Consider the following 17,417-nt stretch of genomic DNA (forward strand, 5'->3'; position numbering starts at 1 on the left):
TTAAAAAGTGTCAGAAATATTCAAAGAATTGCGGGATTTTAGAATGAATGATTGTACTCACTCAAACAACGATTATAATCATTTTACGTTTAAAACCATTCTTTTTATCAAAGATAATCATAAAAAAGAGGCGTAGCAATGCCCCAACAGAGCCGCTATAGCAACGACGAATTCGAAACGCTAATGAATAACGTTATTCTAACCCTAGAAGAAGGCGGTGCAAACCGCGATCTTTCACTTATGGTGTTAGGCAACGTCATTACACATATTTTAAATACTCAGGTTGCTCCTGAAAATCGCGAAGCCATGGCAGCACAGTTTGCCGATGTACTTAAGAAAAGCGTAACAAAAAGCTAAGGGATTGCATGATACTTGCCGAATCACCTCGTCGCCAGCGCGTTACTAAACTGGTAAATTGGGGGCACTGGTTTGCCCTGGCGAATATTATCATCGCCATTGTTATTGCCTCGATTTTTGTTTTCTCATCACCTATGCCAGGCACAGGTGTCGGCACCGTGTACCTTTTAGCCAATTGGTTTGGCCATATTGGGTTTATGACCTTTTTTGGCTTTGTCATTTTTGTTCTCCCACTTTGTTATTTGGTTAATAACCCGAGAGTGATAAAAGCTAGCGCATCCATTATTGCTGCGGTGGGCTTAGCACTTTTAGCGTTTGATGCTTTATTGTTCAACCGCACAGGGTTTCATATTAGCTTTCATGCTGCAGACTTACTGCGCAGCGAAGCACAATCTACAATGGCTATAGAGAGTTGGCAGCAGTGGGCCTTCTTGTTCCTTCTGTTCATTGTTTGGCTTGGTTTCCAGCTAGTTTTAGCTAATGCGATATGGAAGCGTGTTGAGCGCTTCACGCGCTATAAAGTGGGCATACCTGTTACAACATTTTTCGTGAGTTGTTTTGTAACCAGTCATGCTATTCATGTGTGGGCTGATGCCAAGCTTTATCAACCTATTATTGCCCAAGACAACATGTTTCCGCTTTCCTACCCTGCTACAGCTAAAACCACCATGTCGCGCTACGGTTTGCTTGACTTAGCGGCCTATGAAGAGCGAAAGCAGCTGCAATTCAACCCTGATATTCACAATATCACTTATCCTGCTGAACCAGTTTATTGCTCTATTGAGACCAACAGAAATCTTACCGTAGTCGTTCAGGTAGATAATGATAACGCTGTTGACTTAAGTGGTATTGAAGGCGTGTCGTTAAATACCCTTGCCAATTATTATTCCACGGCCAGCAGTGTTGAAGGTTTAATGACGGCAACCTTATTTGGTGTACCGGAAATTTATCAGGATGCCTTGTCTCAAAAGCGCCCTGTGCTATTGGCCTTACCTTTAGGTTCGGGTATGCCGGTATCGATACATAGCGATGTCGCACTCCCCCTTCCTCAATTGTCTGGCTATTTACAGCCTTTAAGTAATAACCATGAAGGGCTGCACATTACCTTTATGAAAGGTTCGGATATCAGAGGCTATGTTGAAAATACTATTGATAGAAAACATGATGTATTAATAGCAACAGGCTTTGGCAGTGAAAACGGTAAGGGTACGCTTTACAGCACGCTAGATATCAAAGGTAAATTAGCGAGCACTGAAGATTTGGCTCCCACTATATTAAATGCCTTGGGTTGTAACGCACCGTCAACTTTCTATTCAACTGGGCAAAACTTATTGGCACCATCGCGCCCTTGGTTAGTAAGTACATCAGGCGAGCGAATCGTAGTATTTCATGGAAATAAACGGACAGACGTTCTAAGTAATGGTAGCTATGAAATCAGCGATTTAACTTCCGGCAAACGCAGTAAAGACGCTTTGAACATTGACTTGCTCAGTCAAGCCATAAAGCATTTATCCCGCTTTTCCACACAAAACTAGTCAGAACTAGCGCTTCTTTGTCGCAGCGATAGGCCAATCTATCGCTGCAACCCATTTTACTTTTTTCTATTAGTAATAAAGACTTAAGAGGTTACGCATAACTATTTTTATATTTCAGATAAGCTAGCAACGCGAGATACACGGTGAGAAGAGCTAAGCTTACTCAACTGCTCATCTGTTATAAGTTTATGTGACAAATAGAAGCTTTCCGTTAGACCCGCAGCATTAGCAGCCTCTATATCTCGCCAGCTATCGCCAATGAGTATGCTGTTCACTAAGTCGATATCAAGTTCTTTAGCAGCTTGGTGCAACATGCCTGGCAATGGTTTTCTGCACTGGCACTCGATAGCAAACTTTTTCACGCTACCCTGGGTGTGGTGAGGGCAATAGTAAACAGGAATATGTTTTACATCGTGAGAAGCGAAATCTTTTTGTACCCGCTCCATTAACCTATGAAAATCTTTTTCAGTGTAATAGCCTCGCGCTATTCCACTTTGATTTGTGACGATTACAGGTAGGTAACCCTCATTTTGAAACTTGCGCACAACGTCGAAGATACCTTTTACAAATTCAAAATTTTCATATTTACCTACGTAACCGTGGTCAACGTTAATAACACCGTCTCGGTCTAAAAACAGCGCTTTTTGTTTATGGCTGGACATTTACTTTCTCATCACTAACAGCCGCGCCCTTTTTCCAAATTTGAATATGAAAGTCTGCGGTTACTTTTTCTAACGACGCTACAATAGACACAATTTTACCGTGTGGTAACTTCCAATAAAAAGGCGTCATCTTTATAAGCGCTATCTTGTGATCTTCACTTTCAAAATTGATGGGAAATGAAAAACACTCGTCATGGATGCGAGTGAATCCGCTTCTAGGTCCATCATCAATTTGATGTTTTCTAGGTGTGTCGTAGACTTGCTGTTTAAGCTCAAACAGATGGTTAGGCGCAGGGTCTACAGTTAAAAGTAGCCCTTCACTTTTCAATATCCTTTCATACTCGTCGTTGCTTCCAGGCGCAAAGACCTGTATCACCAAATCTTGAGTAGACTTTTCAAGGGGTAGTTCAAAGCTGCTTGCTACAACAAACTGAGCATGTTTATAAGCCTTAGCGGCTAACTCCACGGCTATTTTAGATATATCACTGCCCGCAGCCTCAATAGAGAAACCTTTAAGCGAAAGTCCCTGAACCATTGCATCTAAATAACTTCCTTCGCCGCAACCAGCGTCGTAAATAGAGATACTTTGTTTAGATGCGTACTCTGCCAATCCTTTCTCTTTGCACGACTCAGCAATTAAGCCCCCTACCAGCTCGATTAACCTGTCTTTTAGCGGTTGATAGGTGTTTAATTGATGAAACTCTCTTCGGGCTTTCACCATGTCCTTATCGTCACCCGGAAGTTTCGACTTCTTAAACTGAACCGGTAATAAGTTAACATAGCCAGATTTTGCTTTATCGAAGCTATGATTGTTTTCACAGCGGATTGGCGTTGAATTTAATGAAATAGGTGATTTACAAAGTGGGCAGTGCCACATGACAGGATCTTTATTATTGTGGATTTGCAGTAAAGGATATCAAAACCGACACCTTTACGGCAATAACAGCGCAAAATAACGGTAAAGGTGCAAAGGTAGAAAGGTACAAAGGAAATTAAGCCCAACGTTATCAGTGATGATTACGCTGGGCACGCTGACTAAATTTATGCCTATTTTTTACAAATACCTTTGCTACATTCAATTAAAAGAGTATTTTATAACCCTGATAAGGGGTGCTTATCTTCGGGCCATGGAGAGGTAAAGAAATGCTCTACCACATCGTGAGGAACATCTTCTACGCTTTCGAATTTCCATTTAGGAGACATATCTTTGTCAATCAACAGAGCCCTAACGCCCTCCTGAAACTCACCACTTTCACCGCAGCGACATGACATATTAACTTCCATTTTAAAGCAATCAGCGAGAGTCATAGTTGCCCCTCTTTTACACTGCTCATAAACTAAATGCATAGTTATCGGAGAGCCTTTCGCCAGTGTGCTCTGTGCTCGAGACAACCATTTATCTTGGCTCACATCGGCGCTAAGAATTGCATTAACTACGTCAGTGACATTGTCAGCTGCACACAAGTCATCAATAAGTGCCATGTTAGGCTCTACATTGCTGCTAGGCACAGAATCCGGAGCCTTTAAAGATTCAAGGATAGACGTTACAGACTCATTTAGACGTTTACTTTCTATCTCATCCCAAGAATAGTTCGAAAGCTTTTGTATCAACGTCTCTTTTTCTGAGCTTGCTACTAACGCATCCGCTAGACCCACAAAACGGGCGTCGGAAGCATTCATCTGCCCGCCTGTTAAGCCTAAGAACAATCCTGATTTTCCCGGTAGACGGGGAAGGAAATAACTCCCACCTACATCAGGGTATAATCCGATAGTAATTTCAGGCATAGCTAATCGCGACGTTTCGGTTACAACGCGATGGCTAGCACCACATAGCAGCCCCATACCGCCGCCCATCACAATGCCGCTTCCCCACACTACAATGGGTTTGCTGTAGTTGTGAATGGTGTAATCCAAAGTATATTCGGTTTCAAAAAACGTTTCCAAGAACGATGGAATTTGTCCTTGTGCTTCCACCATCGACTTGTACATAGATACGATGTCGCCACCAGCGCAAAACGCTTTATCACCAGCAGCATCAATGACTACAGCTATAACATCACTACGCGACTGCCACTGTTGAAGTGCTTTTAGCATGATTTCTGCCATCGCTAAGTCCAGCGCGTTCAGTGCTTTTGGCTTATTAAGCGTTAAACGTCCTATCGTAAAGTCACCGTTAGATGTTTTTAACTCGTCTACAATGACTACTGACTCCGCCTCTGTCATATTCACTTTCTCCATTGATTGTGCCTTGAAACGCATTTTTTCTAACTAAGCTGCAACCGCGTTAAAGAACGCTTCGCTCATCAGAAAGTAGGCGACGCCCAATAATCACACGCATAATTTCGTTGGTACCTTCAAGTATCTGATGAACACGAACATCTCTAAAGTGACGCTCTAGTGGATACTCTTTAATATAACCGTATCCGCCGTGTAATTGGAGCGCATCGTTACACACATTAAAACCTACGTCTGTTGCAAAACGTTTAGCCATAGCGCAGTAAGTCGTTTTATCCGCGTCATTGTTGTCCAATTTGCACGCTGCCATACGTACCATCTGTCTAGCTGCAACTAACTCAGTCGCCATATCAGCTAACTTAAACTGTAAAGCTTGGAAGCCTGCAATAGGTTTACCAAACTGCTCGCGCTCATTCATATAATCACGGGCTACGTTTAGCGCTTGCTGTGCTGTGCCTACTGAACAAGTAGCAATATTTATTCTGCCGCCATCAAGCCCTTGCATGGCCATTTTAAAGCCTTGACCTTCTTCACCTAGCATCCAGCTATCATCGAGCTTTACATTATCAAAAGTAATCATACGAGTGGGCTGGGCATTCCACCCCATTTTCTCTTCTGCTTTTCCGTATTCAATGCCCTCTGCATTAGCTGGAACTGCAAATGCAGATACGCCTTTAGGGCCATCCTCGCCAGTACGGGCCATGACTACGAGAACATCTGTACTTCCTGCTCCAGAGATGAACACTTTAGAGCCATTTAGTACATATCCATCGTCAGTTTTAGCTGCTCTAGTCTTTAGTGAAGCAGCATCAGATCCAGCGCCAGGCTCTGTTAAGCAATAAGAGGCAAGTTTGTCACCTGTGACTAATTGTTCACACCACATATCCTTAACTTCACTGGTACCCCATGTCGCTATCATCCACGTGGCCATGTTGTGAATAGTTAACATGGCTGTAGTTGTAGTACACCCCATTGAAAGCTGTTCGAAGATAATTGAAGAATCGAGCCTTGACAGCCCAAGGCCACCCGCACTTTCAGGGGCATACAAGCCACAAAATCCTAACTCACCGGCTTTCTTAATTGCCTCTACGGGGAAATGGTGCTCTCTATCCCACATCGCAGCATTGGGTGCCAATTCTTGTTGCGCAAATTGGCGGGCGGTTTCTTCAAAGGCTAATTGGTCATCGGTTAATTCAAAGTTCATTAGACATACCTTCAACTGAGTTGCTTTCTACACACAATAACCAATACCTACCCCTTACGTAAACGTAAAGGTAAATATTTATTTAAATATATGGATGTATAACGTAAATATTTTGTGACGAAATAATGATTTTTATTCTGAGACGAATACTGGTAGTCAAAACTTATCCTTTTTAATAATGCACTTTTTCCCAGCCGCTGATAAGCTAGATTAAGTTGTTATTATTCGAATGATTGCCGTGGAATTTAGAATAGCCATAGTGGAAGACAATGCTACCGCTCGAACCGCGCTTCGAGGCCACCTCATGTCTATTGCAAATTTATCGGTGAGTAGCTTTGCATCTGGCGTTGAATTGAAAGCGGCACTTAAAAAACAGAACTTTGAACTGTTATTAATGGACTACCACCTTGGTCAGGGCAAAACTGGTGTCGAGTGGGTGCAAAATTTAAGAGAAGCCGGGTTTATTAGGCCGAGTACAGGAATCATCTTTCTTACCTCGGACCGGTCACCTCAAATAATCGGTCGGATCATGGATCTTCAACCCGACGTTTTACTCATCAAACCCTACACTATTGCCTCACTAACTCGCCAAATTAATCACTATTTAAAGTACCGTGATTTTGTTAAAAACGTTTTGCATTCGCTAGACAATAAACAATTAGAAAGGGCTATCAGTGTCGTACGCGCTAAAATTTCAGAAGGCATCCCCCCTCGCCTTGTAGCGGATATACGAAAGCTTTATGCACGGCTTCTTTATGAAAATGGCGATATTCAAAGAGCTTTGAGTATTTATGACGATGTACTCACCCGCAGCGACAAAGTGCTGTGGGCGCAATGGGGCAAAGTTAAATGCCAGTATGCGTCTGGGCAATGGCCACACTGTAAAAGCCATCTAAGTCAAATGGTAAATTCAAGCTTGGCACGGGATAAGGCATTTGAATGGCTAGCATCTATTTCCTTTGAGCAAAATTCTTACGAGCAGGTAGAAAAATACCTTAACGAAATAAAGTTCAGTGAATTGAGTTTGCCCGCCGCCAAACTTAAAACTCTTGCTTATCAAAAACAGGACAAAGTAGTTGAAGCTATAGATCTTTTGCAAAAAAAGCGTGCAATGCACCGCAGTGCAAAAGACAGCTTTAACGATTTCACCTTTGAATTGGCAGAGTTTTATTTGTTTTTGGCAGAAGAATCACCTGAAACCAACAGAGAAGAAAGCTTATCTCAGGCTAGAAAACTAGTAGGTATTGCGGGTAGAAGCCAGGGAGATCCACAAACATTACAAAAAAGGGATTACCTTTTGGCATTTTCAGCCGTGTTAGATGGCGATTTAGAAAAAGCTGCCCACCTACTAGAAGGTGACCATATCGATAATTACCTGCGTACCGAGCCATCTGTCTTGGTGATTGCTGCAAAGGTTCATCACGGGCTTGGCGATGAACGTAAGGCAGGTGAATTGTTGTTAATGGCTAAGCAGAAAAATGCTGAGCTACAGGCCATTTCAGAACAAGTGATGAACGACGAGTTAATTTTTACAGGTGGCGAACGATTGGGGCTAAACCACGAACAGGCTATTTCTATAAATGAAACTGGTACCCAACTGTTTATAGAAGGAATGTTTGATAAAGCAATGAAGCATTTCTACGATGCATTTCAGCTCTCGCCAGATACCGCAGCTTTTGGATTAAACCTGCTTCAATGCATGATTGAAGCAGATACCGGTGTATACCGTAAATTTAACATCAAGGTTTTACTTGAAAAAATCACATCATTGCCGCTGAACGAGACAAATAAGACCCGTTTAGAACAGCTTACTTTGTCCGCACAAGAGCAAGCACTTTAGTATATTTAAAGTGCTAATGCCTTTCTACATTACATCAAATTGTGCTCAAAAAAGACTATTTCAAACGAGTAAGCAAGCTGGACGTGTCCCAACGACCGCCACCAAGTTTCTGTACATCAGCATAGTATTGGTCCACAAGGGCGGTGAGCGCTAAGGTAGATCCATTTTTACGCGCTTCATCAAGCGCTATGTTTAGGTCTTTACGCATCCAATCTACAGCGAAGCCAAAATCAAAACTGTTGTTTAACATGGTGCTGGCTCTGTTTTCCATCTGCCAAGACTGCGCAGCGCCTTTGCTTATAACATCAATGACTGCGTTACAGTCTAGTCCAGCCCGCTGCCCGAAGTGAAGCGCCTCAGCTAGACCCTGTACAATGCCTGCGATACAAATCTGATTCATCATTTTTGCTAGCTGACCGCTGCCGCTTTTACCCAGCAACTGACTATGGCGAGCATAATGTGCCATTACTGGCTCTATTTGAGCGAAAACCGCTTCATCACCGCCAACCATGATAGTCAGTTGACCATTTTCAGCCCCAGCCTGCCCTCCAGAAACTGGCGCATCTAAAAATCCAATTTGTTTATCGTTACAGCTTGCGTAAAGCTCTCTGGCTACATCTGCTGATGCGGTTGTGTGATCGACCAGCACGCTACCTGCTTTCATTATTTCCAGTGCTTGTGTACCAACATCTCTTACATCATTGTCATTTCCTACGCACATAAAAACGATATCTGCGTCTTTAACGGCTTCGGCCACCGATTCACACGCACTAGCATCAGCGCTGCCATAGGCGGCTAGCCAATCCTGTGCCTTTTTCGCCGTGCGGTTATACACAGTAACAGAATAACCCGCTTTGCTAAGGTGCCCTGCCATAGGAAACCCCATTACACCCAAGCCCAAAAAACTCACTTTCAAATTACTCATACAGAATATACTCTAGATACCAAATAAATAGGTTTGCATTACCTAAGAGTAACAGACTTAACAAAAACAAAAACATAGGAATTCGAATTTGGAACTCTACACTCACCCTATTACGCTGAATAACGGCGAGCAAACTACACTTGAGCAATACAAGGGGAAAGTACTGCTTATTGTTAATACTGCCAGTAAATGCGGCTTTACACCTCAATACGAAGGGCTTGAAGCGCTTTATAAGAAACATAAAGACAGAGGGTTTGAAGTGCTAGGGTTCCCATGCGACCAATTTGGCCATCAAGAACCCGGAAGTGATAGCGATATTGCACAATTTTGCAGCCTCAATTTTGGCGTTTCATTTCCACTTTTTAAAAAGACAAATGTTAATGGGCCTGATGCAAACCCGCTTTTTGAGGCTTTAAAACAAGATGCACCCGGGCTACTGGGAACCAAACGTATTAAATGGAATTTCACAAAGTTCTTGGTCAATGCTGAAGGTAAAGTACTAAAACGCTACGCGCCTACCGTAAAGCCAGAAGCTATTGAAAAAGAAATTGTTAAACTTTTAGGGGCCTAAACCCTACCCCCTAACCTGAGTGCAGCTGAAGTGCACTGGGTCGACTAACGCTACTATTATTTTATTGATCTGTGTCTACACAGTGCAAATAGTAGCGTGCTAATTTATTGCGCATTGTTGCGCACTATATAGTGCATTAGCAGTTGGGTAGTAAAGTGAAAACTACGCCAAATGAAAATACGTACATGTGTGGAAATACTATGCAAAATAATCATATTGCCTTTTTTAGTACTCGCCCCTATGAGCAAGTGGTATTTTCACAGCTATTAGAAAACCACAATAGCGCCAATAGCCAAAGCATTAAGGGCACTTTTTTCGAACATCCACTTAACCCTTCAACTGCTACAAGCTGTAAGGGATATAGCGATGTGGTTGTCTTTGTGAACGATGAAGTAAATGCGGCGACCATCAAGGTGCTGAAAGAATGTGGTGTTAAACACATCGCGCTTCGCTGTGCAGGTTACAATAATGTAGAAGTTGGCGCTGCAGCAGAAGCTGGCATAACTGTAAGTCGTGTACCCGCATATAGCCCTGAAACGGTAGCTGAACACACGCTCGCACTCATTCTGACCTTAAACCGAAAAACCCATAAAGCCTATAATCGTGTTAGAGAAAGTAACTTTAGCCTAAACGGATTGATGGGGTTCACTCTTCACGGCAAAACGGTAGGCGTTATAGGTACAGGGAAGGTTGGTAAAGCCGTTATTCGCATACTTCTGGGGTTTGGGTGCAAAGTTCTTTGTTTTGACCCAAGTCAGGATGATGATGTGATCGCTATGGGAGCCCAATACGTTCCGCTAAACGAACTGTTAGAACAAAGCGTCATTGTGACGTTGCACTGCCCGCTCAACGACAAGAGTTATCATATTATCAATGCTGACAGCATAAATAAAATGCCTAAGGGCGTGATGCTCATCAATACCTCTCGGGGCGGATTAGTTGATGGTACCGCCATTATAAAAGGGCTTAAATCTAAACAGATAGGCTATTTGGGGTTAGATGTTTACGAAAGAGAGTCTGAACTCTTTTTCAGTGACCATTCACAGGAAATCATACAAGACGACACGTTTCAGCGTTTAACAACCTTTCCCAATGTTTTGATAACGGGGCATCAGGGCTTTTTCACTTATGAGGCATTAAATGAAATTGCGGTAACGACGCTTAAAAACATCCTTACCGGTGACAACACGCTATAAGCAACTTTTAAAATAAACCCAATACGTTAACGCTGCCTGTAAACTCAACCGGCTTGTGGCTTTTCAAGAATGAGTTGAAAGTATTTTCCTAGCCACAAATAGGGCTCCTGTTGGTGATATTGACGTTCAAGAGCAAGCAAATCGCTAAATTTGCTACTTTGATGAGTGATATCCCTCATGTAATCGTGAAAACAGCGAATGCCAGCTTTTTCCAGTATGTTAAAGCCTAACGACGCACAATACTCAACCACTCTCAATGCGCTAAGCGGCTGGTTGGGGTTAAGTCTCACCTGCTTTTTCGCCTTCATTCCTTTGGCGATATAATCAAAATTACCGTAAATGGCATTGGCAAATAAATTCGCATCTTGATTAAAGAAACTTAAGCTTAAGCGCGCTCCGGGTTTCATATTGCTATACATAAAATCTATAGCGTCAAAGGGCGCATCTAGCCACTCTAGAACCGCATGACAAATCACAAAATCGAAATCACTAAGGTCTTCTATTAGTTGTAAATATTGATGTCGTATTTTTATATTTGGCGCGTCAGAAAGTAAAGACTCCGCTTGATTAAGCACATCCTTTGACGCATCGGTGAGCACAACAGAGTGTCCTTTCGCGGCTATATGAGCCGTCATTACCCCTGTGCCCCCACCTATTTCGATGGCTCGAAGCGGCGCTTTTAAATAAGGTTCAAGAACATCACATAATAATGTATGTCGCAATTTGCCCTTGGTTGTCCCGTAAATGTTGTTTGAGAACTTCTCAGCAATACCGTCGAAGATACGATCGTTATTCATATACTACATACTTCGCTATGCAGGGTTATCGATATCAATAAACTTAACAGGCACGTCGAATTGCTGCTCAATGTGTTCGCCTAAAGACTTCACACCGTAGCGTTCGGTAGCATGATGGCCAGCCGCAAAAAAGGTAATACCCATTTCCCTCGCTGTATGCACGGTTTGCTCAGAGACTTCACCAGTAATGAATGCATCCACACCCAGCTCAACCGCTTGTTCTATAAACCCTTGACCACCGCCAGTGCACCAAGCAAGCGTTGTAATTGGTTTTGAAACAGGCCCTTCTATTAGCACATCTCGTCCTAACAGCTGCTGCAATTTATCTTGTAACGCCGCACCTTCAATTGCTTCCTCAAAATTTCCTTGCATAACAACACCCACAGGTTTTACGCCGCTGACTGCACTTACATTTTGGACATCTAGAAGAGACGCAAGCTGACGATTGTTACCAAATTCTGGGTGAACATCTAAAGGAAGATGGTAAGCAAACAAATTTAAATCGTTTGCGAGTAAAGCAGAAAGACGGCGCTTTTTCATACCGGTTACAGCCTGCGATTCACCTTTCCAAAAGTAACCATGATGCACAATAAGTGCATCGGCGTTAGCTTCTATCGCCGCATCTACTAAAGCCTGTGATGCAGTAACGCCTGTTACAATTTTCTCTATTTTGCTTGTGCCCTCTACCTGTAAGCCATTTGGGCAATAATCGCTGATTTCGCTAACCCTTAACATTCCATCAAGATAATTTTGTAGTTCTAGGCGGGTAATAGACACAAGTCCTCCGGTTGAAAGTTAGACAAATTGTTAAAAAAACGCTATAAAATACGCGAACGTTTAGTATAACACCTATAAGTCGACAAACGCTTATCGCAGGAAAACGGGAAAAAAGTGGATTGTTTAAATCACTGCCTACTTTTAATTCGTTTTATCGGTAACCTGTTGCGCTTTAATCAATCAGCTGTCACTTAATGGTATTACAAGTCAAAAACGTTCGTCATCTTAACAAAATAAAGAGCAAAAAAGCATGGCAAACTTAGACAAAGATGCAGTTATCGCGGCTTTCACTGAAGCCTATAAAAAAGCTAATGGCAAAGCGCCGACTATTGAAAGTAAGAGCGGTTGGTACAGCGTAGATGGCGGCAAAAATATGCGCTTAGCACAGCTTCAGGAAATGGCAGAATCGCTACCATCGAATTCGTCTGAAAAAACAGAAACGAAGAAAGAGAAAAGCGAGACCAAAGCAAAAGCCAAACCTGCTACGAAAAAAGCATCAGCTTCTAAAAAATCAGGTTTCTCAGTTAAGGATTTTTGGGCTGAGAAGCTAAACGCTGAAGCACCTGGCGCGACTCTTCCCCGCTAGCTTCAACACGCATTTCTCATAACGCCTATTCCACACTATGCCTAGCCTTCATTTTGGAGGCTAGCGCTTTGTTCTTGCGTTAGCTATAGAAGTGGTTTATTTACCGGCAAGTCCCTGCGCGACAAATGGCACAAGATGCTGGATGACTTCTTTTATATCTACGTGTTTATGAAAATCGGACTCAGCGATTTCTGTTAACGCCTGACTCGATGCCATCGAAAAGACAAAACTTCCCATCGCAAAATGCAGTCGCCAGAACAATTCTTCCTCAGGAAGTTCAGGTAAACAGCGTCTGATAGCGTCTACTAGAGCGCGTATACAGTCACCGTAATCATGCATCAAAAACTTACGCAAGTGCCCTTGTGTTTCGTTATATCCTCGGCCGAGCAGCTTAACAAAAGTGGCAGTCCCCTGCTCAGAGATAGCATTAAGATTTAACATGGGAGGAATAAGCGAATATAAGAGCTGCTCAACGCCTTTGGCGCCTTCAATAGGTGGTAAACCGTCTAAGCAAACCTTTACCTGTGGCATAAGCTCATCAAAGTATCGCTTAAACACCGCTTGTATTAAGTTTTTCTTGCTACCAAAATGGTAATTCACCGACGCCAGATTTACTTCTGCTCTGGCAGTGATTTCCCGCATCGAGGTTTGGGTAAACCCACTTTGAGAAAACAAGTATTCTGCCGCATCTAATATATCGTTTTTAGTATGCCGTGCCATATTCTTTTTATTATCTTTTGTCGGTTAAAAATTTAACGTCCATCTGTGCTTTTTGACGGTGGGTGCTATACGTCATGCCGTAATAAACACAGATGGTTTATAGCTATTAAAACCAATGGCGCGCTTTGTTCATGCTTTTCATAAACACACGCTCAACAACATTAGCTGCCGACATACCCAGCTTTTCCGCAACGTTTTTCTTTACAGCATATTTAACGCTGAATATTTCGCGTGCAGGGTAATGCGAAAGAATGTAATCATCGGACGTCGATATATCGTCAACCAAGCCAAGTGTTTTTGCCTTGATCCCTGGCCAGTATTCACCAGTAGCTACTTTGTCTATATCCATTTCAGGACGCTGACTTTGCACGAAGTCTTTAAAGAGCACATGAATCTCTTCAATTTCCTCTCTGAACTTAGCGCGACCTTCATCGTTATTTTCACCGAAAATCGTTAGCGTGCGCTTGAACTCTCCGGCGGTATGCTGCTCAAATTCTATATCGTTTTTCTTCAGCAACTTATTGAAGTTAGGCAATTGAGCTAGTACGCCAATGCTGCCGATATATGCAAACTGTGACGCTAACAACTTATCGGCAACACACGCCATCATATAACCACCACTTGCCGCAACTTTATCTACGGCAATGGTTAATTTCAGCCCCTTTTCTTTAATGCGCTGTAATTGCGACGCAGCAAGTCCATAGCCATGTACTACGCCACCGCCACTTTCAAGGCGTACTAAAACTTCGTCTTCTTTATTTGCTACGCATAAAATCGCAGTGATCTCTTCACGCAGGTGCTCGACCTCATTGGCATCCATAGACCCTTTAAAGTCGATAACATATAACCGAGACTTTTCAGACTCTTCACCCTGCTCTTTTACCTTGTTCTTAGCCTTGCTCTTCGCTTTGGCCTCTTTTTTCTGTTCTTTAGCTAACTTTTTTAATGCGTTTTTATCTAAAAGGACTTCTTTAGCGTAGTTTGTAATGTCCTTTAATTGCTCAGAAATAGACACGATTTCAAGTTGCCCTTTCCCCTGCTTCTGTTTACTTGCTACACCAACTATGGTTGATACAACAACAACGAAGGCGACAACTAACGTTACTGCTTTGGCAACAAACAAACCGTACTCGTACAAAAACTCCAAACTTTACTCCTAGTAAAATAAACGGGTAAGCAAGGTTGTTTACCCACAACATAAAGAGCGGCCTTACCCAATATAAGGCAAAGCCGCTGATGTAATTGCGTTATAATACCAGTCTCATCTTATTCTGACGATAGGTTAACCTGCTCTATCTTGTTTGCTTCAATCTCTTCATCAGTGAAATAGATATCCCGCAGTGTGGGTTGTGTAGAATAAAGTTGTGTTTGGTCTAAGAAGTGCTCACTGCCATATTTACGAGACTGTGAGTAAGTCAATATACCTCGGCCCTTTGGCCCTTCATCGGTGAAGTTGATAACCATAGCCCAACTTGTGCCATAGTTAATGTGATAGCCCTCAGCTTCAGCACTCATTGCCGTACTACTGTTTATTGTTTCGTAGCTATGTCTCGGCAACTGGGTTCCATTTCTACTGCTACTAACATCAAATACGTTAAAGCCACCTTCAATGTTATGTGCGCCAGCCCACGGTATTTTAACACCTGAGGCAGAACCGTCTGGTAAGCTACGTTCGACAAATTGCACTTCACCGAGCGGGGCATCAAATGCTACCCCAGCCTGTTCGATGACCTGCGTAGCTCGCGCTAATTGCTCTAAAGTAGTATCATTTTTTACTAAACCTGATGGCGTAGTCACGGGGGCATCAAGAGAGAACGGTACTTCCCACTGGGGAGCTTGGTTAAACTGAAAGGCAAATTCTCTGAATACGTGTGCACCAGTACTCGCGAGGTTCATTGTACCGTCCCAGTCCTCTAGTGCTGCACAGGCTTGTGATACATCAACACTAGCTCCATCAACATCTACTGGTGTATCACCTTGATCTGCGCATAGTTCAAGGAGAGATGGCAATATGTTCTCTGCCAAGTAGCTTCGGTTATTTAATAATAGCCCTTCAACCTCCTCAGGTGTGAAAGTACCATCACTTCCAGCTTCATTTTCAATAAACTGCTGCCCTAAACGTGAACGCAGTGTTTGCTGATATTCCACGCTACCAAACAACGGGTTGCTCACAACAATCGGTGAATTTAAATTGGTTAACCAGTAGCTGTCGTTTGAATTTTGAACTGAGTCTGTTCCCTCGTATTTCGGCGCCTCTTCATAAGGAACCGGGCCTTCAAAATCAAATTGAGAAATATTACCCGGCAATACGGTAAAACCGGCTGCCGCTTTAGTTTGAATCAGCAAGGGGTTCGTTGTTAGTTGTTCAATTGCAGTTTCAGTTAAGTTCGGTACGGTTGAATCGTCAATATAGAATACCTGGCCATCGGCTGATGCCGCCATTGTGTTATTGAAAATAACCCCATCATAATCTTTAAACGCCTGCTTAAATTCGTCCATTGACGTAGCCATATTCATGGCAAGCCAATGATCAACAATATCAAAGTTAGGCAGATTGGCGTCTTTAATGGCAAACGCATTGTTTGAGTTCCAATCGAAGTTACCAGGCACTTCAATCATTGGGCCGTAGTTCGTGTAGTATGCGGTTTTATTAAGCTTGATGGTTTGCCCGCCACCTATAGCAACGTCAATTTGAAGGGGTTTTTCATAGATAGTGCGTTTGCTTCCGTCAACTAAATGGGTAAGACCTGATGCATCATCTTCATCAAGGGTTAGCTGATACACAACGAAATGTTCAGCAGTTGAGAATGTGTGGGTCCAGGCTACGTTTTCATTGAAACCAATGTTTACTGCACCTGGTAAACCCGTAAGGGAACTACCGGTTACGTTTAGATGGCCAGGAACTTGAGCGTGGAAATTCCAAAAACGCAAGTTTCCAGTGTGAGGGAAATGAGGGTTACCTAATACCATTCCCTTCCCATTAGTGGTTTTATCGCTGCCTAACCCCCATCCGTTAGACCCCATTTCTTGAGGATTTCTGTCAGGCAGCCCCACTGTTGGCGAAATCGTAAATGTAGAGGCAACTTCACTTGATGACTCGGCAGGTGTTGGTAAATAGCTCTCACCTTGTGGCGCAGCAATAAACATTGGGCCTAAAAAGTTTGCTGCGCCGGGTAAAAGCGCCACGCCCAAGGAATATGTTAGAAGGTCAACGCTATCAATTTCTGTTACCCAAGGTTGTCCTGCACAGCTTTGATCTTGCTCTTCTACAGGCGTTTCATTTAAGTATCTGTTATACCCTGCCGTATACCCCTGAAACATTGCGCGAGAATTTGCAGACAAACGCGGTAAATTCTCTTCCGCGAGCTCTTTAATACCGAGTGTTAAAAAGCCGAAGTCGTTGATAAGGTGCTCAGAGTCGCCGCTACCAGGCACCTGGTCTGGGCCAAAAAACTTGGCCCGTTCAGAATTGTATTTCACAATTTGGTCAGCCAGTACGCAAAGGTTATCTCTTGCAAAGGCGTAACCTACGCCATACGCCATGCTCTCGAGGTTATCAGCTTTTACATGCGGAACACCGTAGGTTGTCCATGTTACGTCAGCAGACAAAGTACCATCCGGTGAAAAAGCAGGAATAGGTGTTGGAGCAGGTTCAGGTGTAGTAGCCGTGGGTGGCGCTGGTTGCTCTATATTTGAAAAATCGTTGTCGTTATCGCCACATGCAGTTAATAGACCGGCAATTGAAAGTGCAATTAGCGTACGCTTAGCAGAGAATGACTGTTGGTTGATCATCGCAAATGTTCCCTAATGATGAATGAATATGGTCAATGGCTTCTATTTCTCTTTTCCATTAACGGAGTTAATTATTGTCTCTAGAATACTCATCGGACCATTATTTACACTACATTAACATTGCAAAACATTCAAATAACATTCTGCTTTTAAAGACAAAAAAGCCGGCGACTACGCCGGCTTTAACTCGATAAAATGTAAGCAGTTGTAACTCTGCTTT

At 42.9% G+C, this 17,417-nt stretch carries 16 protein-coding genes; 6 read left to right on the forward strand and 10 right to left on the reverse strand.

All coding sequences use genetic code 11. The features are described from left to right. Positions 1–138: 138 nt before the first annotated feature. Both ACXACS_RS11885 and ACXACS_RS11890 read left to right on the forward strand, forming a co-directional pair. A complete protein-coding gene (locus ACXACS_RS11885) occupies positions 139–357 on the forward strand; it encodes a YejL family protein (RefSeq protein ID WP_179983423.1) in 219 nt (72 codons plus the stop codon). An 8-nt stretch (positions 358–365) separates the two neighbouring features. Then, complete coding sequence (locus tag ACXACS_RS11890) at positions 366–1,892, forward strand: DUF3413 domain-containing protein (protein WP_474806800.1); 1,527 nt, start codon at positions 366–368, stop codon at positions 1,890–1,892. A 107-nt stretch (positions 1,893–1,999) separates the two neighbouring features. Here ACXACS_RS11890 and gmhB read toward each other — a convergent pair whose 3' ends face one another. The 4 genes from gmhB to ACXACS_RS11910 form a co-directional block, all read right to left on the reverse strand. Next, entirely contained in the window at positions 2,000–2,554 is a 555-nt protein-coding gene (gmhB, locus tag ACXACS_RS11895) for a D-glycero-beta-D-manno-heptose 1,7-bisphosphate 7-phosphatase (protein ID WP_474806802.1), read from the reverse strand. Further along, a complete protein-coding gene (locus ACXACS_RS11900) occupies positions 2,541–3,431 on the reverse strand; it encodes a putative RNA methyltransferase (protein WP_474806804.1) in 891 nt (296 codons plus the stop codon). The genes gmhB and ACXACS_RS11900 overlap by 14 nt, the downstream gene beginning before the upstream one ends. Before the next feature lie 215 nt (positions 3,432–3,646). Beyond that, entirely contained in the window at positions 3,647–4,777 is a 1,131-nt protein-coding gene (locus ACXACS_RS11905; RefSeq protein ID WP_474809259.1) for an enoyl-CoA hydratase/isomerase family protein, read from the reverse strand. Positions 4,778–4,838: 61 nt separating this feature from the next. After that, entirely contained in the window at positions 4,839–5,993 is a 1,155-nt protein-coding gene (locus ACXACS_RS11910) for an acyl-CoA dehydrogenase family protein (RefSeq protein WP_474806806.1), read from the reverse strand. Between the two features lie 238 nt (positions 5,994–6,231). Here ACXACS_RS11910 and ACXACS_RS11915 point away from each other — a divergent pair, with 238 nt between their 5' ends. Beyond that, positions 6,232–7,833, forward strand: coding sequence for a response regulator (locus ACXACS_RS11915; RefSeq protein ID WP_474806808.1), 1,602 nt, complete (start codon positions 6,232–6,234; stop codon positions 7,831–7,833). Between the two features lie 55 nt (positions 7,834–7,888). On the opposite strand, the gene ACXACS_RS11920 is transcribed toward ACXACS_RS11915, so the two are convergent. Continuing rightward, positions 7,889–8,758 carry an NAD(P)-dependent oxidoreductase gene (locus tag ACXACS_RS11920; protein WP_474806810.1) on the reverse strand — a complete coding sequence of 290 codons (870 nt, stop codon included), beginning with the start codon at positions 8,756–8,758 and terminating at the stop codon, positions 7,889–7,891. Between the two features lie 88 nt (positions 8,759–8,846). Between ACXACS_RS11920 and ACXACS_RS11925 the strand changes: the two genes are divergently transcribed. Both ACXACS_RS11925 and ACXACS_RS11930 read left to right on the forward strand, forming a co-directional pair. After that, positions 8,847–9,329: a glutathione peroxidase gene (locus ACXACS_RS11925; RefSeq protein ID WP_474806812.1), complete on the forward strand. Its 483-nt coding sequence runs from the start codon at positions 8,847–8,849 to the stop codon at positions 9,327–9,329. 200 nt (positions 9,330–9,529) lie between these two features. Continuing rightward, positions 9,530–10,525, forward strand: coding sequence for a 2-hydroxyacid dehydrogenase (locus ACXACS_RS11930; protein WP_474806814.1), 996 nt, complete (start codon positions 9,530–9,532; stop codon positions 10,523–10,525). A 44-nt stretch (positions 10,526–10,569) separates the two neighbouring features. Here ACXACS_RS11930 and ACXACS_RS11935 read toward each other — a convergent pair whose 3' ends face one another. Beyond that, the gene (locus ACXACS_RS11935; RefSeq protein WP_474806815.1) at positions 10,570–11,322 is read right to left on the reverse strand and encodes a methyltransferase; all 753 of its coding nucleotides are present in this window, start codon (positions 11,320–11,322) and stop codon (positions 10,570–10,572) included. A 15-nt stretch (positions 11,323–11,337) separates the two neighbouring features. Continuing rightward, the gene (locus tag ACXACS_RS11940; protein ID WP_474806817.1) at positions 11,338–12,099 is read right to left on the reverse strand and encodes a Nif3-like dinuclear metal center hexameric protein; all 762 of its coding nucleotides are present in this window, start codon (positions 12,097–12,099) and stop codon (positions 11,338–11,340) included. 250 nt (positions 12,100–12,349) lie between these two features. Here ACXACS_RS11940 and ACXACS_RS11945 point away from each other — a divergent pair, with 250 nt between their 5' ends. Next, positions 12,350–12,685 carry a hypothetical protein gene (locus tag ACXACS_RS11945; RefSeq protein WP_474806819.1) on the forward strand — a complete coding sequence of 112 codons (336 nt, stop codon included), beginning with the start codon at positions 12,350–12,352 and terminating at the stop codon, positions 12,683–12,685. Between the two features lie 96 nt (positions 12,686–12,781). Here ACXACS_RS11945 and ACXACS_RS11950 read toward each other — a convergent pair whose 3' ends face one another. From ACXACS_RS11950 to ACXACS_RS11960, 3 genes are all read right to left on the reverse strand, one after another. Next, positions 12,782–13,405, reverse strand: coding sequence for a TetR/AcrR family transcriptional regulator (locus ACXACS_RS11950; RefSeq protein WP_474806821.1), 624 nt, complete (start codon positions 13,403–13,405; stop codon positions 12,782–12,784). A 106-nt stretch (positions 13,406–13,511) separates the two neighbouring features. Continuing rightward, positions 13,512–14,552 (reverse strand): protease SohB, encoded by a 1,041-nt coding sequence (sohB, locus tag ACXACS_RS11955; RefSeq protein WP_474806823.1) that lies wholly within the window; start codon positions 14,550–14,552, stop codon positions 13,512–13,514. A gap of 119 nt (positions 14,553–14,671) precedes the next feature. Beyond that, positions 14,672–17,197, reverse strand: coding sequence for an acylase (locus ACXACS_RS11960; protein ID WP_474806825.1), 2,526 nt, complete (start codon positions 17,195–17,197; stop codon positions 14,672–14,674). Between the last annotated feature and the right edge of the window lie 220 nt (positions 17,198–17,417).

The organism is Alteromonas sp. AWM4_230, assembly GCF_056158305.1.

Bases quoted from the DNA above. Each gene is read 5' to 3' on its own strand.
- ACXACS_RS11885 (WP_179983423.1), top strand. From the start codon at position 139: ATGCCCCAACAGAGCCGCTATAGCAACGACGAATTCGAAACGCTAATG.
- ACXACS_RS11890 (WP_474806800.1), top strand. From the start codon at position 366: ATGATACTTGCCGAATCACCTCGTCGCCAGCGCGTTACTAAACTGGTA.
- gmhB (WP_474806802.1), bottom strand. From the start codon at position 2,554: ATGTCCAGCCATAAACAAAAAGCGCTGTTTTTAGACCGAGACGGTGTT.
- ACXACS_RS11900 (WP_474806804.1), bottom strand. From the start codon at position 3,431: ATGTGGCACTGCCCACTTTGTAAATCACCTATTTCATTAAATTCAACG.
- ACXACS_RS11905 (WP_474809259.1), bottom strand. From the start codon at position 4,777: ATGACAGAGGCGGAGTCAGTAGTCATTGTAGACGAGTTAAAAACATCT.
- ACXACS_RS11910 (WP_474806806.1), bottom strand. From the start codon at position 5,993: ATGAACTTTGAATTAACCGATGACCAATTAGCCTTTGAAGAAACCGCC.
- ACXACS_RS11920 (WP_474806810.1), bottom strand. From the start codon at position 8,758: ATGAGTAATTTGAAAGTGAGTTTTTTGGGCTTGGGTGTAATGGGGTTT.
- ACXACS_RS11930 (WP_474806814.1), top strand. From the start codon at position 9,530: ATGCAAAATAATCATATTGCCTTTTTTAGTACTCGCCCCTATGAGCAA.
- ACXACS_RS11935 (WP_474806815.1), bottom strand. From the start codon at position 11,322: ATGAATAACGATCGTATCTTCGACGGTATTGCTGAGAAGTTCTCAAAC.
- ACXACS_RS11945 (WP_474806819.1), top strand. From the start codon at position 12,350: ATGGCAAACTTAGACAAAGATGCAGTTATCGCGGCTTTCACTGAAGCC.
- ACXACS_RS11950 (WP_474806821.1), bottom strand. From the start codon at position 13,405: ATGGCACGGCATACTAAAAACGATATATTAGATGCGGCAGAATACTTG.
- ACXACS_RS11960 (WP_474806825.1), bottom strand. From the start codon at position 17,197: ATGATCAACCAACAGTCATTCTCTGCTAAGCGTACGCTAATTGCACTT.